Genomic DNA, 2,001 nt, shown 5'->3' on the forward strand with positions numbered 1-2,001 from the left:
GCAGGAGTAAATCATCATGGGAAGAATCATCGGCATTGACCTCGGCACTACCAACAGCTGCGTGTCCGTCATGGAGGGCAACACCCCCCGCGTGATCGAGAACTCGGAAGGCGTGCGSACCACCCCTTCCATCGTCGCCTACCAGGAAGACGGCGAAGTGCTGGTCGGTGCATCGGCCAAGCGCCAGGCCGTGACCAACCCCAAGAACACCCTGTACGCTGTCAAGCGTTTGATCGGCCGCAAGTTCACCGAAAAAGAAGTCCAGAAAGACATCGCACTGATGCCTTATTCCATCGTGGCTGCCGACAACGGCGACGCCTGGGTGGAAGTGCGCGGCAAGAAGCTGTCGGCCCAGCAAGTGTCTGCCGACATCCTGCGCAAAATGAAGAAAACCGCCGAAGACTACCTCGGCGAGCCGGTCACCGAAGCCGTGATCACCGTGCCTGCCTATTTCAATGACGCACAGCGCCAGGCCACCAAAGACGCCGGCCGCATCGCCGGCCTCGACGTGAAACGCATCATCAACGAACCCACCGCAGCGGCTCTCGCCTTCGGCCTGGACAAGCAGGAAAAGGGCGACCGCAAGATCGCTGTGTATGACCTGGGCGGCGGCACTTTCGACATCTCCATCATCGAGATCGCCGATGTCGACGGTGAGAAGCAGTTTGAAGTACTCTCCACCAACGGCGACACCTTCCTGGGCGGCGAAGACTTCGACCAGCGCGTCATCGACTACATCGTGGCCGAGTTCAAGAAAGACAGCGGCATCGACCTGTCGAAAGACGTGGTGGCCCTGCAGCGTCTGAAAGACTCGGCTGAAAAGGCCAAGATCGAACTGTCCAACAGCCCGGCCACCGAAGTCAACATTCCCTACATTGCGCACGACCCCGCCACCGGCCCCAAGCACTTGCTGGTCAAGCTGACCCGCGCCAAGCTCGAAAGCCTGGTCGACGAACTCATCGAGCGCACGATTGCACCTTGCCGCATCGCCATGAAGGATGCCGGCGTCAGCGCGGCTGACATCCATGACGTGATTCTGGTCGGCGGCCAGACCCGCATGCCCAAGGTGCAGGAAAAGGTCAAGGAGCTCTTCGGCAAGGAACCCCGCAAGGACGTGAACCCCGACGAAGCCGTTGCCGTAGGCGCAGCGATTCAGGGCCAGGTCCTCTCCGGCGACCGCACCGACGTGCTGCTGCTCGACGTGACCCCGCTGTCCCTCGGTATCGAAACCATGGGCGGCGTGATGACCAAGATGATCAAGAAGAACACGACCATCCCGACCAAGTTTGCACAGACCTTCTCGACCGCTGAMGACAACCAGCCGGCSGTGACGATCAAGGTGTWCCAGGGCGARCGCGARATCGCYTCGGGCAACAAGRGCCTGGGCGAGTTCAACCTCGAGGGCATYCCGCCGGCRSCGCGCGGCMCGCCGCAGATCGARGTGWCCTTCGACATCGACGCCAACGGCATCCTGCACGTCGGCGCCAAAGACAAGGGCACCGGCAAGGAAAACAAGATCACCATCAAGGCCAACTCCGGTTTGTCTGAAGCTGAAATCCAGCAGATGGTGAAAGACGCCGAGCTGAACGCCGAAGAAGACAAGAAAAAAGTCGAGTTCGTCACCGCCAAGAACAACGCCGAAGCCATGGTGCACAGCGTGAAGAAATCGCTGGGTGAATACGGCGACAAGCTCGAAGCCGGCGAGAAGGAAAAGATTGAAGCCGCCATCAAGGACATGGAAGAAGCGCTCACTGGCGACGACAAGGCCGCCATCGACGCCAAGAACACGGCCCTGATGGAAGCCAGCCAGAAGCTCGGCGAAAAAATGTACGCCGACATGCAGGCATCGCAGGCGGCAGCCGGTGGTGACGCAGGCGCAGCGGGCGCCGCCCAGGCTGAAGCCAAACCGGTCGACGACAATGTCGTGGACGCTGAAGTCAAGGAAGTCAAAAAGGGCTAAGCGCTTTTTTACAAAGCACCCCTGCATTGGCGCGATAACTG

General features: G+C 60.2%; 1 protein-coding gene. It reads left to right on the plus strand.

What is annotated here, in order from left to right:
* Nucleotides 1-16 precede the first annotated feature (16 nt).
* Nucleotides 17-1,960, plus strand: a complete 1,944-nt coding sequence (dnaK, locus tag AC1D1X_RS21770) for a molecular chaperone DnaK (RefSeq protein WP_477699161.1) — start codon at nt 17-19, stop codon at nt 1,958-1,960.
* Nucleotides 1,961-2,001 lie beyond the last annotated feature (41 nt).

This window comes from Polaromonas sp. P1_G4, from assembly GCF_056405475.1.